Source organism: Streptomyces sp. NPDC043854 (genome assembly GCF_056436005.1).
This window is the reverse complement of the sequence record NZ_JBWKDK010000040.1, coordinates 1-26,353: the sequence shown is the minus strand read 5'-3', so window position 1 is coordinate 26,353 and position 26,353 is coordinate 1. Positions and strand designations below refer to the sequence as shown.

Genomic DNA, 26,353 nt, shown 5'->3' with positions numbered 1-26,353 from the left:
TAAGTTCGATGCATGGCGGATACGAAGCGGGAGATCGAGCGCAAGTTCGAGTTCGAGACGAGCAAGGCGGCCCGGCGCGGGGTCCCCGATCTGACCGGCACGGCCGGCATCGCCGAGGTCGCCGACCGCGGCACGGTCGACCTCGACGCCGTCTACTACGACACCCCCGACCAGCGGCTCGCCGCCGACGGGCTCACCCTGAGGCGCCGGACCGGCGGCTCCGACGCCGGCTGGCACCTCAAACTGCCCGTCTCCCCCGGCGTCCGCGACGAGGTCGCCGCCCCGCTCAGCGACACCGTCCCCCGCTCGCTGGCCGCCCTCGTCCGCTCCCGCGTCCGCGACGGCGGCCTGCGGCCGCAGGTCCGGCTGCTGTCCTCGCGACAGGTCAGCCACCTCCTCGACGCCGACGGAGCCCTGCTCGCCGAGCTCTCCACCGACAGCGTCCGCGCCGAGGCCGAGCCCGCCGGGACGGGCGACGCGGTGGAAGCGGTCGAGGCCGCCGGGGCCGTCGCCACCTGGACCGAGGTCGAGGTGGAACTCGCCGACGGCGTCGACCCCGCCCTCCTCGACGCCGTCGAGAAGAAGTTCCGCAAGGCCGGGATCCGCGTCAGCGACGCCCCCTCCAAGCTCGCCCGGGCCCTCGCCGAGACCGGCAACGAACCGGCCCCCCGCCCCGAGTCCGGCCCCGCCGAGGGCACCGCGGGCGCCTACGTCCTCGCGTACCTGCGCGAACAGCGCGACGCTCTCGTCGCCCAGGACCCCGCCGTACGCCGCAACCTGCCCGACTCCGTCCACCAGATGCGGGTCGCCTCCCGCCGCATCCGCAGCGCCCTCAAGACCTACCGCAAGGTCCTCGACCGCGAGGCCACCGACCCCCTCGGCGAGGAACTGCGCCGCCTCGGCCAGGAACTCGGCGTCGACCGCGACCAGGAAGTCCTGCACGAGCGGTTCCAGGACGGCCTCGAAGACCTCCCGCGCACCCTGCGCCACGGCCCCGTCCGCGGCCGCCTGCGCACCTGGAACAACGGCCGCCGCGCCGCCTCCCGCCGCCTCGCCCTCGACTTCCTCGACTCCCCGGCCCACCTGGCCCTGCTCGACGCCCTCGACGCGCTGCTCGCCGAGCCCCCGCTGCTGCCGGGCGCCGCCAAGCCCGCCGGGAAGGCCCTGCCCAAGGCGGTGCTCCGCGACTACGAGCGGCTCGCCGGCCGGATCGAGCACGCCCTCTCCCTCGAGCCCGGCGAACCGCGCGACCATGCCCTGCACGACGCCCGCAAGGCCGCCAAGCGCGCCCGCTACGCGGCCGAGGCCGCCGTCCCCGCGCTCGGCAAGCCGGCGGAGCGGCTGGCCAAGGCCATGAAGTCGGTCCAGACCCTGCTCGGCGACCACCAGGACAGCGTCGTCGCCCGCGAGGCGCTGCGCGGCCTCGCCGAGCAGGCGGCCGCGGCGGGGGAGTCCGCCTTCAGCTGGGGCGTGCTCTACGCCCGCGAGGAGGCCCTGGCCGCTTCACGCGAACGGGAGCTTCCGGAAATCTGGGACAAGGCCTCCGACCCCGCCCTGCGGAAGGCCCTCGCCCCGTAGGCCAAGATCACGACGTCCGGCATCGAGGCCGCCTCGGGTTACGCTTGAGAGCCGCCCCTGCCCGCTTCACGAAAGTCGCGTGATGTCCGAGTCGGTCTTCCCACAGCTCGAAGCTCTGCTCCCGCATGTGCAGAAGCCCATCCAGTACGTCGGCGGTGAGCTGAACTCCACCGTCAAGCCGTGGGACTCCTGTGACGTCCGCTGGGCGCTCATGTACCCGGACGCGTACGAGGTCGGGCTGCCCAACCAGGGCGTCATGATCCTCTACGAGGTGCTGAACGAGCGCGAGGGCGTCCTGGCCGAGCGCACCTACAGCGTGTGGCCCGACCTCGAAGAACTCATGCGCGAGCACAAGGTGCCGCAGTTCACCGTCGACAGCCACCGCCCGGTCAGCGCCTTCGACGTGTTCGGCCTGTCCTTCTCCACGGAGCTGGGCTACACCAACATGCTCACGGCGCTGGACCTCGCGGGCATCCCCCTCGAGGCCCGCAACCGCACCGCCGACCACCCGATCGTCCTCGCCGGCGGCCACGCGGCCTTCAACCCCGAGCCGATCGCCGAGTTCATCGACTGCGCGGTCATCGGCGACGGCGAGCAGGCCGTCCTCGACATCACCGAGATCATCCGCGCCTGGAAGGCCGAGGGCCGCCCCGGCGGCCGCGAGGAGCTGCTGCTGCGCCTCGCCAAGACCGGCGGCGTCTACGTGCCGGGCTTCTACGACGTGGAGTACCTGCCGGACGGCCGCATCGGGCGGGTCGTGCCGAACCGGTCGGGCGTGCCGTGGCGGGTCTCCAAGCACACCGTCATGGACCTCGACGAGTGGCCGTACCCCAAGCAGCCGCTCGTCCCGCTCGCCGAGACGGTCCACGAGCGCATGTCCGTCGAGATTTTCCGCGGCTGCACCCGCGGCTGCCGTTTCTGCCAGGCCGGCATGATCACGCGCCCCGTGCGGGAGCGAAGCATCACCGGTATCGGCGAGATGGTCGACCGCGGCCTGAAGGCGACCGGCTTCGAGGAGGTCGGCCTGCTGTCGCTGTCCTCCGCGGACCACACCGAGATCGCCGACATCGCCAAGGGCCTCGCGGACCGCTACACGGACGACAAGGTGGGCCTGTCCCTCCCGTCGACCCGCGTCGACGCGTTCAACGTGGACCTGGCCAACGAGCTCACCCGCAACGGGCGCCGCTCCGGCCTGACCTTCGCCCCCGAGGGCGGCTCCGAGCGCATGCGCAAGGTCATCAACAAGATGGTCTCGGAAGAGGACCTGATCCGCACCGTCGCCACCGCCTACGGCAACGGCTGGCGCCAGGTGAAGCTGTACTTCATGTGCGGCCTGCCGACCGAGACCGACGAGGACGTGCTCCAGATCGGCGACATGGCCGTCAACGTCATCGCCAAGGGCCGCGAGGTCTCCGGCCAGAACGACATCCGCTGCACGGTGTCGATCGGCGGCTTCGTGCCCAAGCCGCACACCCCGTTCCAGTGGGCGCCGCAGCTGTCGGCCGAGGAGACCGACGCCCGCCTGGCCAAGCTCCGCGACAAGATCCGCGGCGACAAGAAGTACGGCCGCTCCATCGGCTTCCGCTACCACGACGGCAAGCCGGGCATCGTCGAGGGCCTCCTCTCCCGCGGCGACCGCCGCATCGGCGACGTGATCCGCGCGGTGTACAGGGACGGCGGCCGCTTCGACGGCTGGCGCGAGCACTTCAGCTACGACCGCTGGATGAGCTGCGCCGACAAGGCCCTCGCCCCGTACGGCGTGGACGTCGACTGGTACACGACGCGCGAGCGCACCTACGAGGAGGTCCTGCCCTGGGACCACCTCGACTCCGGCCTGGACAAGGACTGGCTCTGGGAGGACTGGCAGGACGCCCTCGACGAGACCGAGGTCGACGACTGCCGCTGGACCCCGTGCTTCGACTGCGGCGTGTGTCCCCAATTTGATACATGGCCACAACTGAGCGACAGCGGTAAGAAGCTGCTCCCGCTTACGGTCAAGAAGGGCTCGTGACCAGCGGCGATGCCGTTCGGAGGATGGCTGAGACGCTCGTCGGCATGACCGAGGCGGAGCGTGCCGAGATCCTCCGAGGGTTAGGGACGAAGGACCGTGAGCAGGCTCCTCGCCCGTCGCGGCGTACGCCGCTCCCGGCTCCTCGCCGAGACCCGGGCATCGTCTCTGCGGTCGAGTGGGTGTAGCCAGTGACAGGCGGTCGGGCAACAGTCCGGCCGCCTCTCGCTTGCCCTCGTGGGACCGCCCAGAGGCCGCTTGAGCGGCCCATACTCCAACGCTGCGCCTTCATCCACCTTCGGGCCAGGATCGCCCGGCAGAGCCCCGTGCAGGGCGCGCGCAATGTGCCCCGGACGGCGGGCTGCGCCCCTCCAGTCGCATCCGGTTTATGCAAGAACACGCATAGTCGCGTTCACGCATAGACGCAGTGCGCCACCCCCTCTACCGTCGTTCGACAGGCGGCCCAAACAGGGCCAGAGCGAGGGGGTTTGGCATGTCTGAACGTGCGGCGCTTACCCGGCTCACGGGCAGTGGCAACGGCGAGTGCGGAGAGAAGGACTGCCCCAACGTCTACCGTGACGAGGCGGACGGCGGAATCGTCGTCCAGGGCGACCAGTGCGCCGCGTTCCAGCCTCCGGCCGGTGAGGCGCTGGTGAAGATTCCCGAGCACGTTCTGAGGGAGGCTGTTCGTGCACTTGGATGGTGAAGCGTGGAATGACTGCTTCGATTCCATGGAGCGTGAGGCGTGGCGACTGGAGACGCTGCCCGTTTACACCATGCCCCAGGAAGCGGAGAAGCTGAAGCGTTTTCTCGCCGGGGAAAAGTCGCCAGACGATTACACCTCGGGCTGGATGGACGAGGTTCGGCAGTGGTCCTCGGAAGGAAAGAGCGTCGGCAGGGTGCACGTCGTGACCCGCCCGCTCTCGAACTACCTTCGGTTCGAGTTCGAGTATTACTACCGGCATCACGTGAAGGTGGGTGAGGATATCCGTATCCTCGACCTCACCGACCGGGAGAACCCGGGACTTCCGGATCAGGATTTCTGGATGTTCGATGAGTCCAAGGTGGTCCTGATGAACTACCGGGCGGACGGGACGCAGATAAACCGGGAACTGTACGAGGGTGATCCAGAGCCGTACCGGCAGTGGAAGCAGATTGCCGTTGCCGAGTCGGTTCCATTCCTGGAGTACGTGCGCGGGTGACGTTCGACCCTGAGCAGTTGGGGCAGCCAAAACAGGAACTGGCGGCCCTGCTGAAAGAACTACGCAAGCGAGCCGGCCTCACTGGGGACCGGCTCGCTCGGCGTTGCAACATGTCCCAATCGAAGATCAGCCGGATCGAGAATGGGAAAGTCCTGCCAAGCCTGCTCGACCTGGAGAGAATCCTCCGGGCCGTTGTTGCTCCGCCCGAGGTCATCGAGGAGGTCATTGCCCTCGCAAGGCTGGCCAACACCGAATGGCAAGACCTTCGCTCGCTGCGGCGTAGGGGCCTGGAGAAGAAGCAGACTGAACTTGCGGCCCTTGAATCATCGTCTACGGAGTTCCGCTTTTTCCTGCTCTCGATGATTACAGGACTGCTGTCCACCCCTGAGTACATCCGAGCCAGCCTTGCCCATTCCCCGGCCGATGTCACTAAGACGATCGCGAGGAAGCTGGAGCGGCAGGAGGTTCTTTATGACACGAAGAAGCGGTTTACCTTCATCCTGACTGAGCAGGCTGTGAGGTGGCCGCTCCTGCCCCCGGCTGCGATGGCGATGCAGATTGACCGGTTGGCCTCACTGACTCACCTTACGAACGTGAAGCTCGGCGTCATCCCAATCGCGGGATACAAGCCCATGGCTCCGATGGATACCTTCACCGTCTATGACAACACGCTGGCCACTGTGGAGAACACGACCGGTGTCGTGATTCTCAGAGATCCAAGAGACATCGAAATGCACTTGGAACTGTTCTCCACGCTGGAGGGTTATGCGTCGTTCGGTAACGAAGCGCGAGCCTTGTTGACGGAATGGTCTGCCGCTTGCCGTTCATGATCTTTAGTCCATGACGGGAAAGAACTACACAGCCGCCGCTTTCCGGGTCAATGATTTCCCCCATGACGGCGACCGAGCGAGACGGAACGAAAAACCGCGACGGCGGGCGCATGACTCTGCGGGTGTCGTACGACGGCGGTAGGACGTACGGCCCGGTGCGCACAGTGAAGGTGAACCCGCGCAACGCGGTGATCTTGGGTTCGCCGACCAAGTACCCGCCGTGTGGGTGTCCTCGATGCACGGGGCGTCTGTCGCCCGGGGCGGCGTGATGTCCGGCTTAGGGCGGTGGGTGCTGCGCCGCTTCGGCCAGTACGCGGGGCCGCTCTACCTGGCGATGATCCTCGGCGGCCTGGTCCTGCTCCTCGCCGGAACTCTTGCGATCCGGTGACCGCCGCGCTCGTTGCTGTCCCCTTTGCTTCCTGCCGGATTCCCGGTGGGAGTTCCCGAGAAGAGAGGTAGTCCGATGGTGGAAGAGAACACCACTTCGGTGACCCCCGAGGGGGGTGGCCTGCTCGTCGCGAAGCGGAAGATCGTGGCCGCGCGCACCCGCGCCGAGCAGGAGTCGGACGTCAGCAGTGGCCGTTCCGACGGCAACGACTGACGGGAGCGCCCACGTTGCTTGATGCAGCCTCGTGGGCGGGGCGTCTGGGCGGGGACACGTTCCTCGCCCAGACGTACCACCGCTCCTACGCGCACTTCCCCGGAGTCGCCGACACGGCGGGCTTGTTCTCCTGGGACGACCTGAACCGGATCATTGCCACTCAGCGGCTGGAGCCGCCCCGGCTGCGCCTGTCGGTCGACGGCGAGATGGTCCCGTTGCACCGCTACGCGATCCCGACCACGAACCGCCGCGCGGTCACCTGGTCCCGCATCCAGCCGTCCGACTTCCATGCCCAGCTCAGGGACGGGGCGTCGCTGGTCCTCGATGCGGCGGAGAAGATCCACCCCGCTGTGGGGGCGGCTGCGGAGGGGCTGGAGCGCTTCCTCGGGACTTCCGTGCAGGCGAACGTGTATGCCTCGTGGACCGAGCGGGAGGGCTTCGGCCGGCACTGGGACGACCACGATGTGGTGGTGGTCCAACTGCACGGCTCGAAGCGGTGGCGCCTGTGGGGGATGACCCGTGAGGCGCCCACCTTCCGGGACGTGGAGTCGCCGGAGGAACCGGAGGGTGACCCGGTGGCGGACCTCGTTCTGTCCCCGGGTGACGTGCTCTACCTGCCGCGCGGCTGGTGGCACGCGGTCACCGCCGATCAGGGGACAGAATCCCTTCACCTCACCTTCGGGATGGTCCCGCACACGGGCGCTGACCTGATGCTGTGGGTCGTCGATCAGCTCCGGGCGTCCCTCGCGCTCCGCAGGGACATCCCGCGCTTCGGCTCACTGACGGAACAGTCGGACTTCATCGACGCCGTACGCCGTGAGGTGGCCGACATGATGGCGGACCCCCGCCTCGTGGAGCGGTGGGCGGAGTCGATCGACACGACGGACCTGGGCCACGCGATTCCGTCCCTGCCCTACGTGGACGGGCTCCCCGCACGGGGAGAGATCACGGTCAAGCTCACCGCTCCGAGGGGGCGCCTGACGGCGAACCGCGAACAGGGCACGGTCACCTTCTCGGCGGCCGGTACCGCGTGGGACTTCGCCGAGTCCGCCGCGCCCGCGCTGGGCACGCTGCTGACCAACCAGCCGACCACGCTGGGGGAGATGGCTGACTCCGCCGGGCTTGAGGTCAAGGAGGTGGCCGAACTGGTCTCCGTCCTTATCGACGGCCACGCCGTCGCAGTCGTGGGGACGGCGCTGTGACCGCCGCGCTCTGCCTGGGGACATACCGCGTGCGTGCCGTCAGTCAGGCGGCACGCACCGCCCTGGCCGCCGGTAGCCCCTGGGTGGACACGGCACCCAACTACGCCCGTGGTCTGGCGCATGAGGAGCTGCGCCCGGTTCTCGGGGAGTACCCGACCGTGCGGGTAGCCACGAAGACGGGGTTCTTCACGGAGGAGCAAGGCCGTACCGCCCTGGCTGAGGGAGTGCTCACCCGGGAAGAGGCGGCCGGTAGGCACAGCCTTGAACGGGGCTTCATCCGCTGGCAGACGGAGCGTTCCTTGGCCGCGCTCGGGCGCGTGGACCTGGTGTTCGTGCACAACCCCGAGCACCACGGGCACGGCCTTGACCGTGCCGCTCTGCACGGGCGTGTACGGGAAGCCTTCACGACGCTGGAGGAGTTCGCCCATGCGGGCAGGATCGGCGGGTACGGCGTCGCCACATGGTCGGGCCTGACCTCCGGAGCGTTCAGCGTGCCCGAGTTGCTCACGCTGGCCCGGCAGGCGGCGGGTTCCGCCGAGCACCACTTCACGGGCTTGCAAATGCCCGTCAGCCTGATCATGGATGCCCCGATCACACAGGCCCTGAACGGCGGCGGACCGCTGGTACAGGCAAAGGACGAGGGGCTGATCACGTTCGGCTCCGCGCCCCTGCACGGGGGCGAACTCCTTGGCGCCATGACACCCGAACTGGTGAACCTCATCCGCCCCGGCCTGTCGGCCGCAGCCGCTGCCCTGCTGGCCGCTGGCTCGTGCCCCGGCCTCGATGTCGTCCTCACCTCCGCGAGCACCCGCGAGCACTGGGACGATGTGGCCAAGGCTCTGGCTGCGCCGCTGACGGCCCAGGAACTCAGGAGGGTGACGGATGAACTCGCCGGTGAATGAGGAGGTGCAGGCCCTGATGGAGGCCGCCCACGACCGGGCGGCCAAGGCACTGGGCCTCACCTGCACGGGGCCGCTGGCGTGGGGCTTCCTCGGTGTCACTCTCGGACGCCGAGCGGGGGACCGGTGGCTACGGGTCAGCCGGACAGCGAAGAGGAACGCGGGCAGGAAGGCGGGGGAAGGCATCGTCGGCGCCTCGGAGCTGGTGCCTGACGGCGTGCCCCGCCCCCACCTGTACGCAGTGCATGACTGGACTGACGGCGAGTGGGCCTTCGAGTCGGAAGTCCTGGACTACCTCACGCAACCCATCGTGTCCCCGGACCGGGCCGACATCGACCACGACCCGGGGTTGCCTGACGAGTGGTGGGCGGACCTTCGCCAAGCCCTGGCCCTGCTCGCTGAAGCCGAGGGAGTGAAGGCAACCGTGCGGGACGGGTGGATCGAACGAGCCTTCCCCCAGTTCCTCGGCATCCCTGCCCCCGCCAAGGTGGAGCGGGTGACCGGTCACGGTGACCTGCACTGGGGCAACCTCACCGCCGCGCCCCTGTGCCTGCTGGACTGGGAGCGGTGGGGACGGGTGCCCTTTGGCTATGACGCGGGACTCCTCCACGCCAACAGCCTGCTTGTTCCCGACGTAGCCGCCCGCATCCGCAAGGAGTTCGCGCCGATCCTCGACACCCCCGCCGGCCGAATCGGGGAACTCGCAGCCCTGGCCGAGATGCTGCAAGCGGTAGCCCGTGGCTGGTACCCCGACCTTGCGCCCCACCTTGTCGCCCGCGCGGAGGCGCTCACCGGAGTGTGCCCGCCCGTCCCGGTGCACTCAGAGGTGAACGCCTGACTGCGCCCCTGTACGCCTGTCTCAGGCGCTCTCACTGAGGTGCCGGTACAAGGTGGCGCGGTGCATCCCCAGCGCCTTGGCGATGGCCGTGACGCTCTCCCCCTTGTCGCGCCGGGCGCGGGCTATGGCCAGCTTGTCGTCATCGACCACGGTCGGGCGTCCACCGTGACGGCCCTGACGGGCTGCGGACTCCAGTCCTTCCATGGTCTTCTCTCGGATGCCTTCCCGCTCCACTTCGGCGGCCACGGCCAGGACGGCGAACACGATGGCTCCCGCCCCGTTCGGGTCGTACACGCCCGTGAGCGGGCCGGAGAGGAGTTCCAGTTGGATGCCGTCTGCTTGCAGGGTGGAAGACAAGGTCATGAGCTCTGCCGCGTTCCGGGCGAGACGCTTCATCTCGCACACGGTCAGGATCACGGGCTGGTTGGGCGCGGCTGCCCGGAACTCCCGCGCGAGGGTGAGCGCCTTCTCAAGTTCGGGCCGTTCCTTCACCCGGCTACTGATCTTCTCGGAGAAGACTCGGGTGCAGTTGGCTCGGGCCAGCATGTCCAACTGGGACTGGAGTTCCTGCCCTGCGGTAGAGCACCTGGCATAGCCGAGTCTGATGGCCGCGCCCGGTACCGCTTCGGCCACCACGGGCACGGGCTCACCCTGCACCCACCGCTTGCCGGGGTTGCGGTCGGCCGGGGTCTTCACCGTGAGTTCCGCTTTCAGTGACGACACGAGGGTGAAGCGGCCCGTGTGGTAGTTCGCTGCCACCTTGCCCGCTCCCGTCCGGCAGGGGCTACCGGCAGGGGCTTCGCACTTGGGACAGGCGTGACGTTCGACCTGTTCGGCCGACGTGGTGTTCGTGGTCATGATCGGGACTGTCGCATAAACGTGTCGCGCAACGCAAGCGGCGGGTTGATGTTGTGCGACGGATTACGCGACAGCCAACGAGGGGCGAAACGGACATGGCCCGGATGGTGTCGCGCTTTCGTTCATCCGAGGGATTGTGCGACGACCTGTCGCGATCACTCTCCGCGTTGCCCGTGGTCCTGGTGCTCGTGCTCGACACCTTCGAAGAGGGGCGCTGGTGCGCCCTGCCTTGGGCTTGCCCTCTGCCATGCCTGCCTCGCCGTGAGGCTGTGCCCTCTCTCCCTGCCTGTCGCTTCGCTCTCATCTCCTCGTGAGTCGCGCGGCCTGTCGGCCACTCACGGAGACGCACAGCCGTTCGCCTGCCATCCGGCACGGGCAAGCCTGCCAACGGCGAAGGGAAGGACAGGGCTCACGCCTGCCAGGGTGACGGCGAAGCGGACAGCCGAGACGTACGAGGCGACGGCGAAGGGGTGGGGGTATGACCCCCTGAACACGAAAGCCGCGACCGCCCTGTCTTAGCAGCTCAGATCCTGCCACGGTTTCAGACCTCGTCAGGGCAGCGGCAAGGTAAGGCAGCGGCGAAGAAGTAGCAGGTGGGAGCGCTCGCCAGGCTTGAGGCGACGGCGAAGGGCTGCACAAGAATGAGGGCTTTCGAGTCTTGCCGTAAGGGTCTTCCCGTTGCGGCGGCTCCGCCGCCCACTCCTCGTAGCCCCTTGCTCCTTACCTCTTCATCTCTTCGCCGCTGCCCGGACGTACGTAAGTACGTAGGTGGCTTCCCGCTGTTGCGGCCCCTTTCAGGGGGGCCGCACCTGTGGCTTACCCCTCGCCGCTGGCAGGCTTCGGGCTTGGCAGTTCTCCAGTGGTCTGTGTGCTGGTCGGCCGTAGGCCGCCAGTGTCAGAGGACTGACGTACTTACGTAAGTAGAAGGAGGAGCGAGGCTTGCCGAGCGGAGCGAGGTAGGGCTGATGATGATGACGCTACCTATAAGGGGGCAGCGCCATCATCATCACTCGGTCAGGTTCTCTCGGCTGTGGCGCACCAGCGCCCCGCGTCGTAGCGGACGAGCTGGCCGAGTTCGAGCCTGATCGTGTTGGCGCTCCTGCCCACCTTGGGGGCGTACCGTGCGGCGAGCTTGCCCATGGCCATCGCTTCCGGCTGGTCATCGACGATCAGTGCCGTGATCTCGGTCTTCCAGTCCTTGGCTTTGGTGAGTGTGACCCTGCTCAGGTTGGTCTCGCCCCGTCCCCAGACGGGTACCTCGCTGTCCGCGCTGGCGCGGTGCACGGTGACGGGGAAGTCCAGGTCTTCCCGTGCTCGGTTGGTGGCGGTCTGGATACGTCGCCCCTTGTGAGACTTGCGGAGCACGATCACGCCGCGAGCCCCGCCGGCCATCGCCCGCCCGCCGATGGGAGATGACGCGGTGGTCATCCCTTCCCCTGTCCCCTTGGGGGTGTGGGTGACGACGAGTATGGGGATGCCCGCCCTGCTGATGGGCTTCAGGCTGTCGATGACGCGCTGTGCGGTGACGGATGAGGCGATGTCTTCCCCGGAGGCGAGGGAGCCGACGACGTTGTCCAGGACGAACAGGTCGGCGCCGATGGAGATCAGGTCGTCCAGGATGCCTTCCCAGTAGCCGGGCTCTCCGGTGTGCTCCACGGGGAAGACGGTTACCGCGTCGTCGGGCACGGCGCCGTGCAGGCGCTCCTTCAGTTCCTCTTCCGCTCCGTCGTCGGTGAGGCCGAACACGACGTGCCGCATCTGCCGGTGCACAGGCTGACCGAGGAACTCCTCTTCTCCGTTCACCAGGGCGGTGACCATGCCAGCGGACAGCAGGGTCTTCCCTGCCTTCGGCTCCCCGGCGAGGATCGTGATGCGGTTGGTGAGGAGATCGCCGATGAGGAACGACTCGTCGTACGAGACGCGGTCGATCTGCTGGAGCTTGCGCCCCTTGTCCTTGATGGCTCCCAAAGGGGGTGGCCGTCCTTCCTGCTTCCTGTGTGGCGCAGCGTGCGCCGATGACCCCCGCCGGATGGCGGGCGCATGTGCCTCCCTTCTTCTCTGCGCTTCGGTCAGGGGGGAACAGGGATGGTTCAGGCGGTGGCCTCAGTGGTGCCGCAGGCGTGAGTCTCTCCGTCGATGAGGGGGGACGCACAGACCTCGCAGGTCCAGACGATTTCGATCGTGATGCTCAAGGGATGCGACCTCCTGGCGGCGGCCAAAGGACAGCGCGTAGCTGCGCCTCGGCGAGTGAGTGGAAGTCGCGCGTACCGTTCGCGCTCGGGGTGCTCCTGCCTCCCCTGCCAGCCCCTCGGGATGGCGGCCCCTTTCCCGTGGCCAGCTCTACCGCCGTCCGAGCAGCGGGAGCTACGGTGTCCGCTCCATGAAGGAGCGGGAGGGATCTTCCTACACGGAGGGACGTTCAGCCGTCAAGCCGGGGACGGGAGTGATCTCCCGCCCCCTGCTTCCTCTCCTCAGAGTTTCGCGGCGAAGTCGTCGTTCTTGATGACGAGACGTTCGCGCACGTCGCGAGGGATCTTCAAGCGGAGGTGCACGGACGGAGCGCGTACGCCCTTGACCTTCGTTCGAGTCACCTCGCATGTGATGCCGACTCGGCGTAGATCCTCCCCCATGGCTTCCATGCCGCCCGCTTCCCACACTTCCCGGAACGTCTTCCCGTTGTGGACGAGAGTCCACCGGTCCTGCGTGGTCTCGGGGTCGATGGCGTTCAGTTCATCCGTGAGCTTGTCGAGTGCCTTCTCAGCCTGCTCCCGAGTGAACCGCGTCTTTGTGTAGCGGCCTCCCGGTTCGAGCTCGGTCATGTAGTACGCGATCGCCTCTTCGAGGCGCTTCACCTCGGCGCGAGCCTCAGCCCCTCGCGCGTACTCCCGGACCTGTACAGGGAAGTCCCCGAGGACCCGGAGGACATCGCTCACAACCGCGTCGTACACGCCGTGGGGGTTGGGTGCGCCGAGTCCTCCGCTCTTGCACTCGCCGCAGCGCAGGTATGCGTAGTCCCTGCCCTTGTGGCTCGTCTTCTGCACGGTCATGTTGGTCGTGCAGTCGACGCAGATCAGTACGCCGAGGAACTGCGTGGCTCCGCCTGTCTGCCGGGCAGGCTGGTTCTTGCTTCGGCGGTCGAGTGCCGCTTGGAGGGTCTCGAACTCCTCGGGAGTGAAGATCGGAGGAGCGACCCGTATCGGCTTGCCGTCGTTGCCCAGGACGATCCTGCTCCGCCGCTTCCCGCCCTGCTTGTTCTCCTCGACTCGGTACCCCATGAGCGCTGGGTTTCGGAGGCGACGGAGGAGAGTCGACGGGGTGAGACCTGCCGACATGAGTCCGGCGCGGACGATGCACAGGACCATGCGTCGGGCGGACACTCCTCGCAGCGCCATGCGGCGAGCCCAGTGCAGCGCCTTGTGTGCGTCGGGCACGATCGCAAGGGCAGGCTTTCCGTTGATCCTCGTCGTGGCGTAGCCGTACGCAGGCTTACCGACAAGCCATGCATCCTGAGTCCGCGTGTAGTCCCACAGCGACGTGACGCGAGTGGAGGTGTTCGCCGCCTCGATCTCGGCAATGCCGCCGATGAGAGTGACCATGATCCGGCCGACAGTCGTACCGAGGTCGATCGCGTCGTTCTTCGAGACCAGGTTCTTCCCGTACCGCTCGCACCACTCGATCATGGTCGAGAGATCCGTCATGCGCCGGATGAAACGGTCGAGCTTCCAGAAGAGCAGAGCATCGAACTCGGGGGCGCGGTTGTTGAGCCACTCGCCGAGTGCCTTCCGCTTCCACGGCGGAACCTTCGTCGCCGACACGTTGAGGTCCGAGGCGACGCCGACGACGCGGTACCCCTTCTCCCTGGCGAGTAGGCGGAGGTCGAGCTCCTGCCGCACTGGCGACGTAGTGTCGTCCGTAAGTACAGACAGGCGGATGGAGAGCAGGGCTCGGGGAGCGTCCTCGGGGAGCAGCGCCTCCGCCCTCTTCAGGTCCTCCAGAAGGGCCAGGTCTGCGGCGGTCCACTCGGTCTCTATGTCGTACGTCTTCACGGAGGCGGACAGTACACGATGGATTTGGACCCGTATCCTTCTGGCCTCAGATGGACACGCACATCCAGATCGGCCCCACGGGCAAGAAGCTGCTGCCGCTGACGGTCGTCAAGTAGTCCGGGTTCGCGCGCGAAAGCCCCCCGCCGGTGCAACGGCGGGGGGCTTTCGCGTGTCCTTACCTGCATGGAACTCGACAAACGGCCACCCTCCGGGCAGGGCGACGGCTGCCTCGTGGGTGTGCTGCGGATCCCCGCCAAGGTGGTGGCGGTGCTGATCGTGCTGCCCGTACGGGTGGTCTGGGACCTGCTCGCCGCCTTCGGCCGGGCCGTGCACCGGCACGTCCTCGGGCCGCTGTGGAGCCACGTCCTCGAACCGCTGTTCCGCGGAATCGGGTGGGTGCTGACCGTCCTGCTCAAGCTGGTGTTCGTCTGGCCGTGGGCGGGGCTGTGGCGGTACGTCCTCGCGCCGGTGGGGCGGGTGCTGTACGCGTACCTGCTGTCCCCGGTCGGGCGGGCGCTCTACCGGTGGCTGCTCCGGCCGATCGGGCTGGGCATCGCCTGGGCAAGCACCGCTACCTGGCGTTATGTGCTCGTACCCGTCGGGCTGGGGGTCTACCGGTACCTGCTGCGGCCGATCGGGATCGCCGTCGCCTGGCTGGCGCGCACGGTCCACCGGTATCTGCTCGCGCCGCTCGGGCAGCTGATCCTGTGGGCCTGGCAGGTGGCCGGGCGGATCGTGAAGGCCCTGTGGCGGGGGATCGCACTGGTGGGCCGGGTGCTGGTCGTGTGGCCCTGCGCGCAGGTGTACCGGTACGTGCTCACCCCCGTCGGGCACGTCCTGCGCGACGCCTGGCGCACCGTCCGGGCGACCGTACGGCAGGTCCGCGCCGAGGTGCGGCGGGCCCTCCTCGGTTGACCGCCCCGGGAACCGGCGAGGTCACGGGCGCGTACTCTGGGTAGTACGAAGCCTGGGCCGCGTGCCCGCCCCCGAGCGCTCCCTGCACACCTGGCAGGGGTGAGCCGGAGGGCACGGCACCGCCCGCAGGCTCACCGGACCTCAGGGCTGCGCGCGAGCCGCGCCGCCCCGCACAAGGAGAAGAACCACTGGGCAAGCGACAGCCCGAAGGCCCGCCCCCCGCACCGGTGGCACAGCGCATCCGACTGCGCTACACCAAGCGCGGCCGCCTCCGGTTCACCAGCCACCGGGATTTCCAGCGCGCGTTCGAGCGCGCCCTGCGCCGTGCCGAGGTGCCCATGGCCTACTCGGCCGGCTTCACTCCGCACCCGCGCGTCAGCTACGCGAACGCCGCACCGACCGGCACCGGCAGCGAGGCCGAGTACCTGGAGATCGCACTCACCGAGCACCGCGACCCGGCGAAGCTCCGTGAGCTGCTCGACGAGTCGATGCCCGTCGGCCTCGACATCATCGACGCCGTCGAGGCCCGCACCTCCGGGCTCGCGGACCGGCTCACCGCCTCCGTGTGGGAGCTGCGCCTGGACGGCGTGGACACCGCCGACGCCGCCCGCGCGGCGGAGACCTACCTCGCCGCCGACACGGTCGAGGTGCAGCGCCGCACCAAGAACGGCATGCGCACCTTCGACACGCGCGGGGCCGTTGCGACCCTCGAGGTCCTTCCGGTCCCCGCTGATAGGACGCCGGACAATGCCTGTGCGATACTGCGGCTGGTTGTTCGGCATCTGACACCTGCCGTTCGACCCGACGACGTCCTGTCCGGTCTCCGAGCTGTGGCCGACCTGGCGCCGCCGGTCCCCGCAGCGGTGACCAGGCTGGCGCAGGGGCTCTTCGACGAGGAGTCCGGCACGGTGACCGACCCGCTCGCGCCCGACCGCGACGCCGACACGGCCGCTCCACCCACGGCCGCCGTGACGGCCGACGCGAAGGCGCCGGAAGGTCCCGCCGCGTAGGGAACGCCGTTGCCGCGCCGCCCTGGCACTCGGGAGCCACCTGGGTCGGGCAGCGCACTGACCTGAAGACTTCCGCCAGGCCGTACGGACAAGGCGTACGGAACCGGCGGCCATGGACTACAGCTCCCGTGTGGCGAACGCGCCCCGGAGGCCGGACCCGCACCGACAGTGCGGAGCCGCGCCGGACCGGATGTCAGCCGCGGAGCCCGGGAGCGTGACGGGAGAACCGCCCGCATGCTCGACAACGAAAACAACAACAACAACACCACCGCGGCCGGCATCGACAACGGCAGCCCGAGCGACAACCTGCCTCCGCGCAGGCGCCGCCGTGCCGCGTCGCGGCCGGCCGGTCCGCCCGGCGCGACCGCCGTCGAGGCCGCCGCCGAGGCTCCGGCCGAGGCCGCTCCGGCCGAGGCCGCTCCGGCCGCCGCCGCTCCCGCCGCGGAAGCCGCCCCGAGCTCCACCCCCGCCCGGCCGCGCCGCCGCGCGACGCGCACCGTTTCCGCGCCTGCCGCCGAGGTTCCGGCCGAGGCCGCAGCCCCGGTCGTCGTGGAGGCGCCGGCTGTGCAGCCCGCTCCGGTTGCCGAGGAGCCGGCCGCCTCCGCGCCGCGTACCCGCCGTCGCGCCACGCGCGGCGCATCCGCTCCGGCTGCCGAGGCTCCCGTTGCGGAGGCCGCCGCCCCGGTGGAGGCTCCGGTTGCGGAGGAGCCGGCTGCTCCGGCGCCGCGTACCCGCCGCCGTGCCACCCGTGCTGCTGCCGCGCCGGTCGCCGAGGCCCCGGTGGTCGTCGAGACCGCCTCGGTGGAGGCTCCGGTTGCGGAGGAGCCGGCCGCCCCCGCGCCGCGTACCCGCCGTCGCGCCACCCGTGCCGCCTCTGCTCCGGTGGCTGCCGCCGCCGAGGCCCCGGTGGTCGTCGAGACCGCCCCGGTGGAGGCTCCGGTTGCGGAGGAGCCGGCTGCTCCGGCGCCGCGTACGCGCCGCCGTGCCACCCGTGCCGCCGCCGCCCCGGTCGTGGAGGCCCCGGCTGCCGAGACCGTGGCCGAGGAGGAGGCCCCCAAGGCCCCCAAGGCCGCCGCCACCCCCGCGTTCACCGTCGCCGACGCCGTCGACGCCCCGAAGCGCGGCCGCCGCCGGGTCACCCGCGCCGCCACCCCGGCTGCCCCGGCCGCCCCCGCCGAGCCGGAGGCCGCGACCGAGGAGCCCGCCGCCCCGGCCCGCGCCCGCCGCGTCACGCGCCCTGCCGTGCCGGTGTTCCAGGCCCCGGTCTTCACCGAGCCGATGTTCCAGACCCCGGAGACCGCCGCCCTCGCCGCCGCGGCCGCCCGCGCCGAGGCCCTGGCCGAGGAAGAGGCCGAGGAAGAGGCCGAGCTCACCGCCGAGGTCGAGGCCGAGGCCGTCCAGGCCCCCGCCGAGCGGCCGGCCGGCCGCCGCCGTCGCCGCCGCCGCGGTGAGGCCGCCGACTTCGACGAGGCCGCGCCGCAGGCGCCGTCCGCCGAGCTCGCCGAGGAGGAGCCCGCGGCCGAGGCCGCCGAGCTCCTGGAGGAAGAGGCCGACGAATCCGGCGAGCGCCCCTCGCGCCGCCGCCGCCGTGGTGGCCGTCGCCGCCGCCGCGGTGAGGCCGCCGACTTCGACGAGACCGCCGAGGAAGAGGCCGAGCCCGCCGAGGAGGACGAGGAGGAGGAATACGAGGAGGCCGAGGCCGACGAGGCCGGTGCCCTCGGCACCAGCTCCAGCCGTCGCCGCCGCCGCCGTCGCCGCCGCTCCGGTGACGCGGTCGTGGAGACCGAGGCCACCGACGAGGACGGCGTGCGCACCGTCGTCAAGGTCCGCGAGCCCCGCCCCGCCCGCGAGAAGGCCGAGTCCTCCGACGAGGTCCAGTCCATCAAGGGCTCGACCCGCCTGGAGGCGAAGAAGCAGCGCCGCCGGGAGGGCCGCGAGCAGGGCCGCCGCCGCGTGCCGATCATCACCGAGGCCGAGTTCCTGGCCCGCCGCGAGGCCGTCGAGCGCGTGATGGTCGTCCGCCAGAGCGGCGAGCGCACCCAGATCGGCGTCCTCGAGGACAACGTGCTCGTCGAGCACTACGTCAACAAGGAAGAGGCCACCTCGTACGTCGGCAACGTCTACCTGGGCAAGGTCCAGAACGTGCTGCCGTCCATGGAGGCCGCCTTCATCGACATCGGCAAGGGCCGCAACGCGGTCCTGTACGCCGGCGAGGTCAACTTCGAGGCCCTCGGCCTGGCCAACGGGCCGCGCCGCATCGAGTCCGCCCTGAAGTCCGGCCAGTCCGTGCTCGTCCAGGTCACCAAGGACCCGATCGGCCACAAGGGCGCCCGCCTGACCAGCCAGGTCTCGCTGCCCGGCCGCTACCTGGTCTACGTGCCCGAGGGCTCGATGACCGGCATCAGCCGCAAGCTGCCCGACACCGAGCGCGCGCGCCTGAAGAGCATCCTCAAGAAGATCGTCCCCGAGGACGCGGGCGTCATCGTGCGCACCGCCGCCGAGGGCGCGAGCGAGGAGGAGCTGCGCCGCGACGTCGAGCGTCTCCAGGCCCAGTGGGAGGACATCCAGAAGAAGTCGAAGCAGATCACGACCTCGTCGCCGAGCCTGCTGTACGGCGAGCCGGACATGACCGTCCGCGTCGTGCGCGACATCTTCAACGAGGACTTCTCGAAGGTCATCGTCAGCGGTGACGGCGCCTGGGAGACCATCCACGGCTACGTCTCGCACGTGGCCCCGGACCTGGCCGACCGGCTCCAGCGCTGGACCTCCGAGGTCGACGTCTTCGCGACGTACCGGATCGACGAGCAGCTCGCCAAGGCGCTCGACCGCAAGGTGTGGCTGCCCTCCGGCGGCTCCCTCGTGATCGACAAGACCGAGGCGATGGTCGTCATCGACGTCAACACCGGCAAGTTCACCGGCCAGGGCGGAAACCTCGAGGAGACCGTCACCAGGAACAACCTGGAGGCGGCCGAGGAGATCGTGCGCCAGCTGCGGCTGCGCGACCTGGGCGGCATCGTCGTCGTCGACTTCATCGACATGGTCCTGGAGTCCAACCGCGACCTGGTTCTGCGGCGGATGCTGGAGTGCCTGGGCCGCGACCGTACGAAGCACCAGGTCGCCGAGGTGACCTCGCTGGGCCTGGTCCAGATGACCCGCAAGCGGGTCGGCCAGGGTCTGCTGGAGTCCTTCTCCGAGACCTGCGTCCACTGCAACGGGCGCGGTGTGCTCGTGCACATGGACACGGCCACCACGGCCGGCAACGGCGGCAAGCGGGCCAAGCGCCGCGGCGGCCGCGGCCACGAGCACGAGGTCGAGGCCGTTGCGACCGAGGCGCCGGAGGCCGCTGCCGAGGTGGAGACCGAGGCAGAGGTGGCCGCCGAGCTCGCCGTGCCGGTGGCGCTGCCCGAGCCGGCGTTCGCCCCGGACGAGGAGCTCTACAGCAGCGCGGCCGAGGCGGAGGCCGCGGCGGCCGGCATCAGCGGCCGTCGCAACCGCCGCCGTGCCACCCGCAAGGCGACCGCAGCGGCGGGCGCCCCGCGTGCCGCTGCCGCGCCCGCGGCCGAGGCCGTCCCGGTCGAGGCCCCGGCCCCGGTCCCGGTGGTCGAGGTGGAGGCCGAGCCGGTCACCGAGCCCGCCGACACGGTCCTGGAGCCGGCTGCCGAGGCTGTCGCCGAGGCCGTGGCCGCGGCGGAGACGGTCGAGGCCGCCCCCGCCCCGGTGGCCGAGGAGGCTGCGCCGAAGGGCCGTACGCGCCGCCGCGCCACCCGCAAGGCGACCGCGCCGGCCGTGGAGCCGGAGCCGGCCGTCGTGGCCGAGCCGGAGCCGCAGCCCGAGCCGGAGGCACCGGCCGCCGAGGCCGTGGCGGTCGAGGCGCCCGAGGAGGAGGCTGTCGAGGCCGAGGCCCCGGCTGCCGAGGCCCCGGTCGTCGAGGCTCTGGTTGTCGAGGTTCCGGCGGAGGCCGCCGCACCGGCCCGTCCGCGGCGCCGCGCCACCCGCAAGGCCACCGCTCCGGCCGGATCCCCGGCGGGCGCGGAGGCAGCGGTCCTGGTGGTCGAGGCGGCCCCGGCCGAGCCCGAGCCCGCGGCAGCGGCCGAGCCGGCAGCGGTGTCCGAGGCCGAGGCGGAGGCTCCGTCCGAGGAGGCCGCCCCGGCCAAGAAGACGGTCCGCAAGACGGCGGCCAAGAAGGCGCCGGCGAAGAAGGCCGCCGCGAAGAAGACGACGACGGCCAAGAAGACCGCCGCCAAGAAGACGACGGCGAAGAAGACGACGACGGCCAAGAAGGCGACGAAGAAGGCCGCCGCGGCGGAGCCCGCTCCGTCCGCTGCCGACGCCGACGCCTGATCCGCGTCACCGGGACTGCCCCGGCCCCCGCACGGGGGCCGGGGCAGTCCCGTACCCGCACCCGCACGTGCACACGGGAGCGAAAAGAGGAGGCACAGCAGGCATGGAGCGGTTCCCCATGCGGGACGGGCATGGCCGGAAGACCGAGCCGACCGAGGTGCTCACCCGCGTCCCGTTCGACCTGAGCCGGCCGGTGACACCGTGGGTGGTGTTCGGGCCGCGTGACGCGCCGGCGTTCGCCGAGCAGGCCGAGGCCCTGCAGGCCCGGGGCGGCCGGGTGTACCACCTGCAGGCCCGGGACCTGACCGACATGGCGAGCACGTGCGACGCCTTCGCGGCCGCACTCGGCTTTCCCGGCTACTTCGGCCGCAACTGGGACGCGCTGGTCGACTGCCTCGACGACCTGCACGACCACGCGACCGGCGGGGTGGGCATCGTGGTCGTCGTCCACGGCGCCGACGTCCTCCTCGGGGCGGAGGATCTCCAGGTCTTCGTGACCATGCTCTGCCTGGCGGCGGACCGCGCCAACACGGAGGAAGACCCCGACGGTGATCCCCGGGACCGCCCCGTGGTGATCGAGCACTTCGTCTTCCTGCTCGACGAGGTGGAGGCGGAGGAGTTCGCCGCCCCGATCGCGAATCCGGACGTCGTGGTCGAGACCGGAGGCGGGTTCCTCACCGTGGCCCTGGACCTCGCGGTCTGGCGGCCGTGACGCAGTAGTCCAAGCGGCTCGGGGCCCGGTTTGACCTCTGAAACCCCGCCCCGTAATCTTGACCGTCGGCGTGTCTACGTGCACGCCAGCCACTGAGCACCTCACCTCCCGGGCCGCCGAGCGGCGCGGGGGAGGCCGTCCTGCATTCGGCGGGGAGCGGCTGGCTTCAGGGGTTCCATCGCGAGCGAGAGAGAGATCCGCGTGTACGCCATCGTGCGCAGCGGTGGTCGCCAGCACAAGGTTGCTGTCGGCGACATCGTTGAGGTTGACAAGATTTCCACCGCCAAGGCTGGCGACACGGTCGAGCTCTCGACCCTGCTCGTGGTCGACGGCGACGCCGTGACCAGCGACCCGTGGGTCCTGGCGGGCATCAAGGTCCAGGCCGAGGTCGTGGACCACACCAAGGGCGCCAAGATCGACATCCTGCGCTACAAGAACAAGACCGGCTACCGCCGTCGCCAGGGTCACCGTCAGCAGTACACGGCGATCAAGGTCACGTCCATCCCGTCGGCCGCGAAGTAAAGAGGGACTGAGCAATGGCACACAAGAAGGGCGCATCGTCCACCCGGAACGGTCGCGATTCCAATGCCCAGCGGCTCGGCGTGAAGCGCTTCGGCGGTCAGGTCGTTTCCGCTGGTGAGATCCTCGTCCGCCAGCGCGGCACGCACTTCCACCCCGGCGCCGGTGTCGGCCGCGGTGGCGACGACACGCTGTTCGCCCTGCAGGCCGGCGCGGTGCAGTTCGGCACCCACCGTGGCCGCAAGGTCGTGAACATCGTTCCGGCCGCCTGATCCAGCTCCTGCTGATCAAGCGTTCGTAACTTACCGAGGGCGGATCCCAGCTCTTCCCGGCAGGCGCCGGGAAGAGAGGTCCGCCCTCGGCGCGTTTGTACGTACACACGTTTAATGGGACAGCAAGGCCTGTCCGGGACATCCCGTCTGTATCTGGAGGAACAACCATGACCACCTTCGTGGACCGCGTCGAGCTGCACGTCGCCGCGGGTAACGGAGGCCACGGCTGCGCCTCCGTGCACCGGGAGAAGTTCAAGCCGCTCGGCGGTCCCGACGGCGGCAACGGCGGCCGCGGCGGCGACGTGATCCTGGTCGTCGACCAGTCGGTCACCACCCTGCTGGACTACCACCACAGCCCGCACCGCAAGGCCACCAACGGCAAGCCCGGCGAGGGCGGCAACCGCTCCGGCAAGGACGGCCAGGACCTCGTCCTGCCGGTCCCGGACGGCACCGTCGTCCTGGACAAGCAGGGCAACGTCCTCGCCGACCTCGTCGGCCAGGGCACCACCTACGTCGCCGCCGAGGGCGGCCGCGGCGGCCTCGGCAACGCCGCGCTCGCCTCCGCCCGCCGCAAGGCCCCCGGCTTCGCGCTCCTCGGCGTCCCCGGAGCCGCCGGCGACATCGTGCTGGAGCTCAAGACCGTCGCCGACGTGGCCCTCGTCGGCTTCCCCAGCGCCGGCAAGTCCTCGCTGATCTCGGTGCTTTCCGCCGCCAAGCCGAAGATCGCGGACTACCCGTTCACCACGCTCGTCCCGAACCTGGGCGTCGTCACCGCCGGCTCGACCGTGTACACGATCGCCGACGTCCCCGGCCTGATCCCGGGCGCCAGCCAGGGCAAGGGCCTGGGCCTGGAGTTCCTGCGGCACGTCGAGCGCTGCTCGGTCCTCGTGCACGTCCTGGACACCGCCACCCTGGAGTCCGACCGCGACCCCGCCTCCGACCTCGACGTCATCGAGGAGGAGCTCAAGCAGTACGGCGGCGGCCTGGAGAACCGGCCGCGGCTCGTCGTCCTCAACAAGGTCGACATCCCGGACGGCCAGGACCTCGCGGACATGATCCGCCCTGACCTGGAGGCGCGCGGCTACAAGGTCTTCGAGGTGTCCGCGGTCGCCCGCACCGGCCTGAAGGAGCTGTCCTACTTCCTCGCGGAGGTCGTCGCCAAGGCACGCGCCCGCAAGCCGAAGCAGGAGGCGACCCGTATCGTCATCCGCCCGAAGGCCGTCGACGAGACCGGCTTCACCGTCACCTTCGACGAGGCCGAGGGCGTGTACCGGGTGCGCGGCGAGAAGCCGGAGCGCTGGGTCCGCCAGACCGACTTCAACAACGACGAGGCCGTGGGCTACCTGGCCGACCGCCTCAACCGCCTGGGCGTCGAGGACGAACTGCTGAAGGTCGGCGCCCGCGCCGGCGACGGCGTCGCCATCGGCTCCGAGGAGGACGCGGTCGTCTTCGACTGGGAGCCGTCGATGATGGCCGGCGCCGAGATGCTCGGCCGCCGCGGCGAGGACCACCGCATGGAGGCCCCGCGCCCGGCCGCGCAGCGCCGCAAGGACAAGGACGCCCGCCGCAAGGACCACGTGCAGCAGGAGTACGACGAATTCCGGCCCTTCTGACCTGCCCTTTCGTCGATCCTTCGGCGGAGGCGGCGGTATTGAGGTGATGTTTACCCCGGTCGCCTAGGATCCACGGGTGAGCAGCACCCTTCCTCCCAGCGTCTCCGTCGTCGTGATCGCGTACAACGACGCCGAGCTCGTGGGCGAGGCCGTCACCTCGGCACTCGCCCAGGGCCCGGTCGTCGCCGAGGTCATCGCCGTCAACGACGCCTCGTCCGACGGCACCGACCGGGTGCTCGACGAGCTGGCCGCCGTCCACCCCCGCCTCAAGGTCGTGCACCGCACGGAGAACAGCGGCGGGTGCGGCACCCCCCGCAACGACGGCATCGCGGTCGCGACCTCCCCGTACGTCATGTTCCTCGACAGCGACGACGTGCTGCCCCCCGGGGCGGCCGAGGCCCTCCTGCGGGCCGCCGAGGAGCACCGCGCGCCGGTGACCGTCGGCGCCTGCGTACGCCGCGAGCTGCCGCAGTACCAGGACACGCCGTGGGTGCCCGGGCTGTACACCCCGGGTGACGTCGTCGACCGGCCGGCCGGTCGGCCCGAGCTGGTCCGCGACACGCTCTGCGTCAACAAGCTGTACGACCGGTCCTTCCTGGAGAAGCACGCGATCCGCTTCCCCGACGGCCGGTTCGTCTACGAGGACTTCGTCTTCACGGCGCGCGTCCTGGCCGCCGCCCCCCGCATCGCGGTCATCGGCGACCTCGTCTACGTCTGGCACGTGCGCCGCAGCGCCGCCCAGGTGTCGATCTCCCTCGACCGCAAGGACGTCTCCAACTGGCGCTCCCGGATCGAGGCCCACCGCACCGCCCACCGGATCCTCGCCGACTCCTCCCCGGAGCTGGGCCGCGCCTGCCAGGTGAAGTTCCTCGAGTACGACCTGCGCATGTACCTGCGTGAACTCGGCACCGACCCCGAGTACCAGGCCGCCTGGTGGACCCTCACCCGCGACTACCTGGACACCTTCGAGGCCGCCGCCGTCGAGGCCGCCGGTGCCCACGCCCGCTGGATCGTGCGCGTGCTGCGGGCCACCCCCGTCCCGCCCGCCGACGTCGACCGGCTCACCCGGTTCGCCGCCGAGCCGCCGCGGCTGCTGCCCCCGTACGCGACCGGCCCCGGCGGCGGGCCCGTGTGGAGCGAGGAGCTCCCGGTCCCCCTCGACGGGCTGGACGGGCTCCCGGTCGCCGACCTGCCCGTCACCATCGATGCCGGGCCCGCCGGTTCCGGCGGCCTGCGGCTGCGGGTGCACGACCTGTACGGGCGCCTCGCGCAGGCCGGGCCGCGCACCGCCCGGCTGAGCTACCTGCCCCGCTCGGGCGGCGAGCCGGTGCTCGACCGGCCGGTGGAGCTGCGGCCCGCCGCGGACGGCGGCGGCTGGACCTGCGAGCTGCCGTTCCACCTGACGGCCGTGGCCGCCGCCGGGCGCCGCCAGGGCCGGCGCGGCATGCAGGCCTGGAGCGTGCAGGTGGGCGTGGACTGTGCCGACGGGAGCTCCCTGGCCACCTCCCCGCGCCCCCTCGACGGTCTGCTCCGCCGCAGGGCGCTGCTCAGCAGCAGGTACGGTGTTCTGCTGGCGCAGCCGTTCCGCACGGCCGGGGGTTCCCTGGCACTGCGGCTCGCGCCGGGCGCTGCGGGCGCGCTGAGCCTCGTACGCAGTCGTCTTCACCGGGTCCGGGCAGGCCGCGCGGCGGGATGAAGACGGCAGGCGGCCTGGCGGACCGCCGCCCAGATCAACGGAAACGCACTCAGGAGAAACGCATGACCTTTCTGATCACCGGTGGCGCCGGCTACATCGGCTCGCACGTCGTCCGCGCGATGCAGCAGGCCGGGGAGCGGGTCGTCGTCCTCGACGACCTGTCCACGGGCAACGAGGACCGTGTCCCGGAGGGCGTCCCGCTGGTGATCGGCTCGGTCCTGGACCGGCTGGTCCTGGACGAGACCATCCGCGAGCACAAGATCACGGGCGTGGTGCACCTGGCGGGCAAGAAGCAGGTCGGCGAGTCCGTCGAGAAGCCGCTGTACTACTACCACGAGAACGTGGAGGGCCTTCAGGTCCTGCTGGGTGCCGTGGCCGAGGCCGGCGTACGGAACTTCCTCTTCTCCTCCTCCGCCTCCGTGTACGGCATGCCCGACGTGGACCTCGTCACCGAGGAGACCCCGTGCGCGCCGCTGAGCCCGTACGGCGAGACCAAGCTCGCCGGCGAGTGGCTGGTCCGCGCGGCCGGCAAGGCGCACGGCATCTCGACGGCCTGCCTGCGCTACTTCAACGTGGCGGGCGCCGCCGCCCCCGAGCTCGCGGACACCGGCGTCTTCAACCTGGTCCCGATGGTCTTCCAGCGGTTCGACTCCGGCGAGGGCGCCCGCATCTTCGGCGACGACTACCCGACCCCGGACGGCACCTGCATCCGCGACTACATCCACGTCGAGGACCTGGCCGAGGCCCACGTGGCCGCGGCCCGCAAGCTCGCCGAGTGGGCGGCCGCCGGGGACCACCGCGACCTCACGGTCAACATCGGCCGCGGTGAGGGCGTCTCCGTGCGGGAGATGGCCCTGCTGCTGAACGAGGGCACCGGACACGACCACGAGCCGGTGGTCGTGCCGCGCCGTCCCGGTGACCCGGCGAAGGTCGTGGCCTCGGCCGACAAGATCCACGCGGAGCTGGGCTGGAAGGCCAAGCACGACGTCCGCGAGATGATCACCTCGGCCTGGGCGGGCTGGGAGGCCAACCGCAAGGGCGCCCCGCACCACGGGGAGCGCTGAGCGGCCTCGGGCCCGTCTGCCGTACGGACGAAGCCGCCCTGTACGGACGAAGCCGCCCGCCCCCTGTAGCGAAGGGGGCGGGCGGCTGCGTCCGTGTCAGGGGGAGGGAGGGGGGGGCGGGGGCGCTCTGCGCTCCCAGAACAAGAAAC

Annotated in this window: 22 protein-coding genes; 19 read left to right on the top strand and 3 right to left on the bottom strand. The window is 70.4% G+C overall.

The features are described 5' to 3' along the window. The first annotated feature begins 12 nt into the window (after nucleotides 1-12). From AC068A_RS28460 to AC068A_RS28415, 10 genes are all read left to right on the top strand, one after another. Nucleotides 13-1,578: a CYTH and CHAD domain-containing protein gene (locus AC068A_RS28460; protein WP_478589114.1), complete on the top strand. Its 1,566-nt coding sequence runs from the start codon at nucleotides 13-15 to the stop codon at nucleotides 1,576-1,578. An 82-nt stretch (nucleotides 1,579-1,660) separates the two neighbouring features. After that, the gene (locus AC068A_RS28455; protein ID WP_478589113.1) at nucleotides 1,661-3,589 is read left to right on the top strand and encodes a TIGR03960 family B12-binding radical SAM protein; all 1,929 of its coding nucleotides are present in this window, start codon (nucleotides 1,661-1,663) and stop codon (nucleotides 3,587-3,589) included. A gap of 490 nt (nucleotides 3,590-4,079) precedes the next feature. Next, on the top strand, nucleotides 4,080-4,292 hold the full coding sequence (locus tag AC068A_RS28450) for a hypothetical protein (RefSeq protein ID WP_478589112.1): 213 nt from the start codon (nucleotides 4,080-4,082) through the stop codon (nucleotides 4,290-4,292). Further along, entirely contained in the window at nucleotides 4,276-4,788 is a 513-nt protein-coding gene (locus AC068A_RS28445; protein WP_478589111.1) for a DUF6879 family protein, read from the top strand. The genes AC068A_RS28450 and AC068A_RS28445 overlap by 17 nt, the downstream gene beginning before the upstream one ends. Further along, nucleotides 4,785-5,618, top strand: a complete 834-nt coding sequence (locus AC068A_RS28440; RefSeq protein ID WP_478589110.1) for a helix-turn-helix domain-containing protein — start codon at nucleotides 4,785-4,787, stop codon at nucleotides 5,616-5,618. Before AC068A_RS28445 ends, AC068A_RS28440 begins: the two co-directional genes overlap by 4 nt. Before the next feature lie 235 nt (nucleotides 5,619-5,853). Then, nucleotides 5,854-6,006 (top strand): hypothetical protein, encoded by a 153-nt coding sequence (locus AC068A_RS28435; RefSeq protein ID WP_478589109.1) that lies wholly within the window; start codon nucleotides 5,854-5,856, stop codon nucleotides 6,004-6,006. 75 nt (nucleotides 6,007-6,081) lie between these two features. After that, nucleotides 6,082-6,219 (top strand): hypothetical protein, encoded by a 138-nt coding sequence (locus tag AC068A_RS28430; RefSeq protein WP_164543625.1) that lies wholly within the window; start codon nucleotides 6,082-6,084, stop codon nucleotides 6,217-6,219. 14 nt (nucleotides 6,220-6,233) lie between these two features. Beyond that, nucleotides 6,234-7,421 carry a cupin domain-containing protein gene (locus AC068A_RS28425; RefSeq protein ID WP_478589108.1) on the top strand — a complete coding sequence of 396 codons (1,188 nt, stop codon included), beginning with the start codon at nucleotides 6,234-6,236 and terminating at the stop codon, nucleotides 7,419-7,421. Further along, complete coding sequence (locus tag AC068A_RS28420; protein WP_478589107.1) at nucleotides 7,418-8,323, top strand: aldo/keto reductase; 906 nt, start codon at nucleotides 7,418-7,420, stop codon at nucleotides 8,321-8,323. Before AC068A_RS28425 ends, AC068A_RS28420 begins: the two co-directional genes overlap by 4 nt. After that, nucleotides 8,304-9,158 carry a hypothetical protein gene (locus tag AC068A_RS28415; protein ID WP_478589106.1) on the top strand — a complete coding sequence of 285 codons (855 nt, stop codon included), beginning with the start codon at nucleotides 8,304-8,306 and terminating at the stop codon, nucleotides 9,156-9,158. The genes AC068A_RS28420 and AC068A_RS28415 overlap by 20 nt, the downstream gene beginning before the upstream one ends. A 21-nt stretch (nucleotides 9,159-9,179) precedes the next feature. Here AC068A_RS28415 and AC068A_RS28410 read toward each other — a convergent pair whose 3' ends face one another. The 3 genes from AC068A_RS28410 to AC068A_RS28400 form a co-directional block, all read right to left on the bottom strand. Next, the gene (locus tag AC068A_RS28410; RefSeq protein WP_478589105.1) at nucleotides 9,180-10,016 is read right to left on the bottom strand and encodes a recombinase family protein; all 837 of its coding nucleotides are present in this window, start codon (nucleotides 10,014-10,016) and stop codon (nucleotides 9,180-9,182) included. Between the two features lie 1,014 nt (nucleotides 10,017-11,030). Next, nucleotides 11,031-11,984 carry an AAA family ATPase gene (locus AC068A_RS28405; protein ID WP_478589104.1) on the bottom strand — a complete coding sequence of 318 codons (954 nt, stop codon included), beginning with the start codon at nucleotides 11,982-11,984 and terminating at the stop codon, nucleotides 11,031-11,033. Between the two features lie 503 nt (nucleotides 11,985-12,487). Beyond that, nucleotides 12,488-14,047 (bottom strand): recombinase family protein, encoded by a 1,560-nt coding sequence (locus AC068A_RS28400; RefSeq protein WP_478589151.1) that lies wholly within the window; start codon nucleotides 14,045-14,047, stop codon nucleotides 12,488-12,490. Between the two features lie 198 nt (nucleotides 14,048-14,245). Here AC068A_RS28400 and AC068A_RS28395 point away from each other — a divergent pair, with 198 nt between their 5' ends. From AC068A_RS28395 to galE, 9 genes are all read left to right on the top strand, one after another. Beyond that, nucleotides 14,246-14,977 (top strand): hypothetical protein, encoded by a 732-nt coding sequence (locus tag AC068A_RS28395; RefSeq protein ID WP_478589103.1) that lies wholly within the window; start codon nucleotides 14,246-14,248, stop codon nucleotides 14,975-14,977. A gap of 227 nt (nucleotides 14,978-15,204) precedes the next feature. Next, nucleotides 15,205-15,987 (top strand): TIGR03936 family radical SAM-associated protein, encoded by a 783-nt coding sequence (locus AC068A_RS28390; RefSeq protein WP_478589102.1) that lies wholly within the window; start codon nucleotides 15,205-15,207, stop codon nucleotides 15,985-15,987. 234 nt (nucleotides 15,988-16,221) lie between these two features. Beyond that, entirely contained in the window at nucleotides 16,222-20,328 is a 4,107-nt protein-coding gene (locus tag AC068A_RS28385; protein ID WP_478589101.1) for an Rne/Rng family ribonuclease, read from the top strand. 103 nt (nucleotides 20,329-20,431) lie between these two features. Continuing rightward, nucleotides 20,432-21,040, top strand: a complete 609-nt coding sequence (locus tag AC068A_RS28380) for a barstar family protein (RefSeq protein WP_478589100.1) — start codon at nucleotides 20,432-20,434, stop codon at nucleotides 21,038-21,040. Nucleotides 21,041-21,241: 201 nt separating this feature from the next. Further along, complete coding sequence (rplU, locus tag AC068A_RS28375) at nucleotides 21,242-21,562, top strand: 50S ribosomal protein L21 (protein WP_114057537.1); 321 nt, start codon at nucleotides 21,242-21,244, stop codon at nucleotides 21,560-21,562. A gap of 14 nt (nucleotides 21,563-21,576) precedes the next feature. Continuing rightward, nucleotides 21,577-21,831, top strand: a complete 255-nt coding sequence (gene rpmA / locus AC068A_RS28370) for a 50S ribosomal protein L27 (RefSeq protein WP_008738950.1) — start codon at nucleotides 21,577-21,579, stop codon at nucleotides 21,829-21,831. Nucleotides 21,832-21,998: 167 nt separating this feature from the next. Continuing rightward, nucleotides 21,999-23,444: a GTPase ObgE gene (obgE, locus tag AC068A_RS28365; RefSeq protein ID WP_478589099.1), complete on the top strand. Its 1,446-nt coding sequence runs from the start codon at nucleotides 21,999-22,001 to the stop codon at nucleotides 23,442-23,444. A 76-nt stretch (nucleotides 23,445-23,520) separates the two neighbouring features. Beyond that, complete coding sequence (locus AC068A_RS28360; protein WP_478589098.1) at nucleotides 23,521-25,140, top strand: glycosyltransferase family 2 protein; 1,620 nt, start codon at nucleotides 23,521-23,523, stop codon at nucleotides 25,138-25,140. Nucleotides 25,141-25,202: 62 nt separating this feature from the next. Next, nucleotides 25,203-26,204 carry a UDP-glucose 4-epimerase GalE gene (gene galE / locus AC068A_RS28355; protein ID WP_478589097.1) on the top strand — a complete coding sequence of 334 codons (1,002 nt, stop codon included), beginning with the start codon at nucleotides 25,203-25,205 and terminating at the stop codon, nucleotides 26,202-26,204. Nucleotides 26,205-26,353: the final 149 nt, after the last annotated feature.